The 5,504-nt window shown below is 60.0% G+C and carries 7 protein-coding genes; 2 read left to right on the forward strand and 5 right to left on the reverse strand.

Features of this window, described 5'->3' with window-relative positions:
- Positions 1-647, forward strand: a 647-nt coding sequence (locus tag NW835_RS00670) for an efflux RND transporter permease subunit (protein WP_414414258.1), incomplete at its 5' end; no start/stop codon positions are given.
- A gap of 89 nt (positions 648-736) precedes the next feature.
- On the opposite strand, the gene NW835_RS00675 is transcribed toward NW835_RS00670, so the two are convergent.
- The 4 genes from NW835_RS00675 to NW835_RS00690 form a co-directional block, all read right to left on the reverse strand.
- On the reverse strand, positions 737-985 hold the full coding sequence (locus tag NW835_RS00675) for a DUF2949 domain-containing protein (protein WP_414372633.1): 249 nt from the start codon (positions 983-985) through the stop codon (positions 737-739).
- Between the two features lie 164 nt (positions 986-1,149).
- The gene (locus NW835_RS00680; RefSeq protein WP_414365856.1) at positions 1,150-1,950 is read right to left on the reverse strand and encodes a hypothetical protein; all 801 of its coding nucleotides are present in this window, start codon (positions 1,948-1,950) and stop codon (positions 1,150-1,152) included.
- 121 nt (positions 1,951-2,071) lie between these two features.
- Complete coding sequence (locus tag NW835_RS00685; protein WP_414385972.1) at positions 2,072-2,821, reverse strand: low-complexity tail membrane protein; 750 nt, start codon at positions 2,819-2,821, stop codon at positions 2,072-2,074.
- Between the two features lie 11 nt (positions 2,822-2,832).
- The gene (locus NW835_RS00690) at positions 2,833-3,051 is read right to left on the reverse strand and encodes an NAD(P)H dehydrogenase subunit NdhS (RefSeq protein WP_414365858.1); all 219 of its coding nucleotides are present in this window, start codon (positions 3,049-3,051) and stop codon (positions 2,833-2,835) included.
- A gap of 117 nt (positions 3,052-3,168) precedes the next feature.
- Here NW835_RS00690 and NW835_RS00695 point away from each other — a divergent pair, with 117 nt between their 5' ends.
- On the forward strand, positions 3,169-3,750 hold the full coding sequence (locus NW835_RS00695) for an FHA domain-containing protein (RefSeq protein WP_414365859.1): 582 nt from the start codon (positions 3,169-3,171) through the stop codon (positions 3,748-3,750).
- On the opposite strand, the gene NW835_RS00700 is transcribed toward NW835_RS00695, so the two are convergent.
- Positions 3,751-5,253 carry a cation:proton antiporter gene (locus NW835_RS00700; RefSeq protein WP_414365860.1) on the reverse strand — a complete coding sequence of 501 codons (1,503 nt, stop codon included), beginning with the start codon at positions 5,251-5,253 and terminating at the stop codon, positions 3,751-3,753.
- Positions 5,254-5,504 lie beyond the last annotated feature (251 nt).

The raw sequence follows: 5,504 nt of genomic DNA on the forward strand, positions 1-5,504 counted from the left end.
CTGCCCGCTTGCTGCCCCAGGGGTTTGGCTTCGAGTGGTCGGGCCTGTCCTTAGAAGAGATCGAGTCGGGGGGGCAGGCGCCGCTGATCTTTGCTTTGGGGTCGGTGTTCGTCTTCCTGGTGCTGGCGGCCCAATTTGAGAGCTATGTGGATCCCTTGATCATTCTGCTGGCGGTGCCGCTGGCGGTTTTGGGGGCGCTCTCGGCCCAACTGCTGCGGGGCCTGGCCAACGACATCTTTTGCCAAGTGGGGCTGGTGATGTTGATCGGTCTGGCCAGCAAGAACTCGATTTTGATCGTGGAGTTTGCCAACCAACTGGTTGCCCAAGGGATCCCACTGGCCAAGGCCGCGATCCAGGCGGCGGAGACGCGTTTCCGCGCCATCCTCATGACGGCTTTGAGCACGATCCTGGGCATTTTCCCGCTGGCGGTGGCCAGTGGCGCCGGGGCTGCCAGCCGCCAATCTCTGGGCACGGCTGTTATCGGCGGTATGTTCGTCTCAACCCTACTCAGCCTGCTGGTGGTGCCGGTGCTGTATGTCGTCCTCAAAGGGATCCAAGCCCGGCTGTTGGGGGGAGCGACTGTGGATCTGGCGCATCTGCCGCCGCCAGAGGATCCCAAAGGTCTGCTGCCGGAAGAATCGACTTGACTGCAGGGCTAGACCTATGCTTGTGGATTCCAGCTTCTTCCAGGGACACAGAGGGATAGCGCAGAACCTTGGGGCTCTTGCCCCTTTTCTCAGCCGAGGGCCTCATCTCGGAGCAGCTCGGCGCCGCTAGATACTCTCTCCCAGAACTGGGCCAAGTGTTGCAGGCCCACGAACCCCAACTGCCAGAGGATCAAAGCCAGGGGGCCGTGCTGCTGCCGCTGGATCTTCAGGGCCAAGGCCAGTTGTTTGGGCTTGAGGAGCTGTTGCTGCTCGGCAAAGCGGCAGAACTGCCGATCCCATTGGCTGAGGGCTTGTAAATCCGGCACAGTCGGTTCCATAGGTCTGGCTTGGGTGCAACTAGACGCTGGATCCCTAGAAGGGATCCCCTCCTGTGGATCTCTTCTTCAGAGTACGTGTCTCACCACCTCCTCCCAAGGCGGGTCAAGGCAGAGAGCACTGAGCTTTGCCGCAGAGCTGGGTCGTGGGGGGTGGGCTGGGCAACCTAGCTCCAGGGATCGTCATCGAAGGGGCTGTCCGACCAGTAACCGCCCGACTGGGGTGGAGGAGACTGTTGGGGTGGTGGGTAGCCGATGGGAGTGGAGGGCGGCGGGGTAGGGATGGGAGTCGGCTTTTCCATATCCTCAAGCCGCGGCAGGTCAGTGGGTTTGGGCTCAACACCGAGGCTCCTCAGCTTGGCCTGAGCTTCCTGTATCTGGGCGTTCAGCTCTTCCAAGTAGGCCCGGTAGTGGTTGGCGGCTTCTAAGTATTGCTTGGCTTTGCGCTCGTTATCCTTGATGACGGCTTCCAGCTCTTTGTTGCGAACGGTGTAATCGGCCTCTTGGTTGGTGAGGTTTTCGATAGCCTGGTTGAGGACGGCCCGCCGGCGCTCCAGTTGGGCTACAATCTCTGACAATTGCCGTTCCCGCTCGCTAAGGCTGCGCTCGCGGTTTTGCGTTTGCTCCAGTTGAAAAGCAGCCTGGCTCAGTTGTTCACGCAGGTACATCACCTGGGGCTCAATCTCGTTGCGCTCCTGCTGCAACTCGAAGACCCGTGCTTCTAAGTTGTCTTTTTCTTGCTGCAGCACTTCCCGCTCATTCAAGAGACGGGTATGGAGCTGGTTGAGGAAGTCCACCTCCATCACCACCTGGCTGAGCTGGGTGGCATATTCTCCAAGCTGAGCCAACTCCCGCGCGAGGTTTTGGGTTTCGCTGGTGGCTTGCTCGGTGAAAAACGGGGAAAGCTGGGTGGTTTCTCTGAGGCGTTGGGTGAACTGTTTCAAGCGGGAGGAAAGGTTGCTCGCCATTGCCGGTGCGGTAGCCTCGAAGGTCGGGAGAACGCCGATGGTCAGACAACAGTCTGGATTCCATCCACTCTAACATCGAGCTGCAGTTTCTTTGGGGTGGAAATCCGTCCCAGCAACCTGTCTAGGTAAAGTCAGGGGTTGTTTCCGGTGTGGCAGCCTCCCGTCCTTCAGATTCAGTATCTGAGCTGGCAGCTTCAGATACTTCTGTTACTTTACAGTCAAGTCTCTGATTTTCATCCTTTTGTCCTTGGGATGGGACTGCGGATCCCAGAGCGGCAACCCAGCGTAACAGCCGTTGCAGCAGCGGGATGTGGCGATCGCCAACAACGGAGAAGCGGCTTTCGATCTCCTCAGCAGGGATGGGATCGATTTGGGCCAGCTCCAGCTCGCTGAGGAGGAGCACCCGCACGGCTGCAATGGGGATCTGGAAAAACAGGTTGGCCCCCCAAAACCCGAAGGCGGCTATGGCCAGGCCGGCCAGGCGGGTGCCGCCACCGGGGGTGAGGGAGGCAAAGAGGGGGGCAAAGTCGTAGAGGCGCTCAAAGACTTCTAGCAGCAGGAGTGCCGCCAATACCGTCAAGATCTTGTGTTCGGGGCTGAGGAAGGCAGCTAAAATACGCCGTTGGCCGGGGGTGAGCTCTTCGGGAGGAATGGCGGCCACCCACAGGCTGAAGATGTCGAACGGTTTGCGCCACTGCATGGCAAATACTGGCCCAATGCCCGCCACAGCCACTGCCGCCTGCTCTACTCCCACCGGCAGAAGGGGATCCCCCGTGGCCAACCCAATGACGGTTAGCCCAAGCCACACGGGAAAGAGGAGGATCCCAGCGGCACAGATCCAGAGGAATGGTTCCTGCCAATGGCTGCGCATGGAAAACCAAGCTAGCGACGGGATTTGTCCACCACTTCCAGTTCCGTGAGGCGGAAGGTTACCAATTTATCCCAGTTGCCGCCCTCAAAGAGGACAGCAGCGTGGTCGTCGGTAACCCGCTGCACCTGTCCTTCAAAGAGGTAGTAAGTATCGTTGGGATTGATGACCCGCACAGCCACCCCGGGGTAGATCGGGGGAAGTTCCTGGAGAAGGGATGAAGCTGAAGTCATAGCTGCTGTTTACAATTGCTCACTGCTAGGGGAGCCCTGTCCTATCATTATGAGGGAAAGCCTCTCTTTTGCCGAGTCCCCCCTCGGCGGAGCTAACCCCCGGCCAATGCTCAGACCATGCCTACCGACTCCGCCTTCTCTTCATCCCAGACTTGGCATGTGCTAGTGATCGACGACGAGCAGGGACGGCGGGCCGTGGCCCTCAGTGCCGCCACTTATTCTATCGGCAGGGATCCCAGCAACGCTATTGTCATCCATTCGGCAGCTGTTTCCCGGCAACATGCGCTGCTGTTGCGGCTACCGCACAAGGACGGCCAGTACACCTACCGGCTGCTGGACGGCAATCTTGAGGGCAAGCGCAGCACCAACGGCATCTCAGTGAACGGGCAGAGATGTCTGAGCTGGGATCTCAAGGACGGAGATCAGATCCTGTTGGGGGATCAGGTGCGGCTGCAATACTATGTTCGCCGCTCCTGCGATGCCGATTTTCAGCAGTGTCTCCAGGCTGTGGGCTTCCGCAGCGTTAAGGCAGAGGTGGTGGATCGACGCTCGACCACAATACAGCGGTTTGACCCGCCGTCAGTGCAAGCGATGGCGCCACAAGCAGAGACGACGGACAGGATCCGAGATGGGAAACCACGTCGGCGCAACCCTCTGCGGCTGCTGGTACAGGCCATCTGGCGGCAACTGAGGGGTTGATTAACCCTCAGGAATACCCACCCGTCCTGAGTCTGGGGGAGCGAGCTCTGGAGCACTGGCAGCGTCTTTGCGGCCTTGCTCCGTGGCCTCCGCCTGTAGCTCCAAGAGAGAGGGAGGGGCGTCGTCTGGGCCGGACGTATTGGCTTCTATTGCTTCCCCGCCCACCAGCACCCCCCGCAGCCAGAGGGGGGCGATGAAGGTGGTGGCAATCACCATGACGATGATGCTGACGTCGAGAGCCTCGGAGAGAACGCCGCTGGCCGCTCCCACGCCGGCAAACACCAGGCCCACTTCGCCGCGGGGAATCATGCCCACGCCGACAGCGTAACGACTGATGCCCGGCTTGCCAAACGCCCCCAGGCCAGCGGCCAGCTTGCCGAAAATGGCAACGCTAACCAAGAAGACGGCAATGATCAACCCCTCCCGGTTGGCAGGGATGGCGGGGTTAAGGACGGCGAGGTTGGTTTTGGCCCCGACACAGACGAAGAAGATGGGCACCAGCAGGTCGGAAACGGGTTTGATCTGTTCTTCTAGCTCTTGACGCTTGTCGGTTTCCCCCAGAATCAGGCCGGCGGCAAAAGCGCCCAAAATCGCCTCCAGGTGGATCACCTGTCCCACGTAGGCCAACAAGAAAGCCAACACCAGAGCGGGCAAAAGGGGGTTGCCGCGGGCTTTCAGGTGGTTGAGAAGGGCCACAAAGTAGGGGCTGAGGAGTCGCCCCAAGACGATAGAGCCGACCAGAAAGACGACAGCGCTGAGGATGATGAGGCTCACATCGGCGACGTCAACCTCTCCGGTTTTGGCCAAGCTGGCCACCACGGCCAAGATGATGATGCCCAACACGTCGTCCAGGACAGCGGCGCCGATGATCACCTGGCCTTCGGGGGAGGTGAGTTTTTGCAGCTCGGCCAAGACGCGGGCGGTGATGCCAATGCTGGTTGCCGTCAGAGCCGCCCCGGCGAAGATGGCAGGGATGGCGGGCACGTGAAAGAGGTAGAGCAGGCCCAGGGTTCCCGCCGCAAAGGGGACAGCAACCCCAATAACGGCCACAGCCGCTGCCTGCGGGCCAACCCGCAACAGTTCCCCCAGATCCGACTCGAGGCCAATTTCAAATAGGAGGATAACTACCCCGATCTCCGAGAGGACGTTGATGATCTCAGTCTGGGAGGCAAACACCGGCACAAGGGATCCCTCGTCGAGGCCGGCAGTCACTTGCAGCAGTTGCATCAAGGCGGAGGAGTGGGCCAAGTTGTGCAACGTCTCTGGGGAGACCGGCCCTTCTGGAAAGACCAGCAGCCCCAGGGCAGAACTTCCCACCAAGACACCCCCCAGCAACTCTCCCAGCACCGGGGGGAAGCTGAGGCGAACGGCAATTTCTCCGGCGATGCGGCTGGCCAAGTAGATAACCACCAACGCCAGCAGCACCGCCACCAAGATCAGGGGAGAGAGGTTGTCTCCCACTGGCGGCTCAACGGAAGCAGCGGCTTCGACAGCCAGCAACACAGGATCTAGGCAATTCAACAGCAAGATCTCACCCTCAGATGGACAGTTTTTCGTCTAAGCCGGCCTAACCAGAGCGGCAGAAAAGCTTGGGTTGCCATCTCTGGGGTCGCTCCGCCGGAAGACTGTTACAAAACCTAACCTCCCGCGCAATCCCCTGGCAACGCCCATGTGAGCACTCTTTCCCTTTGCCTATAGTCCAGATAAATGAACTACCCCACCGCGCAGGCGGGTGGGGTTTCCCCATCCGCTTT

It is taken from the genome of Synechococcus sp. OH2, assembly GCF_047462155.1.
In the GTDB taxonomy this organism is placed as follows: domain Bacteria; phylum Cyanobacteriota; class Cyanobacteriia; order Thermostichales; family Thermostichaceae; genus Thermostichus.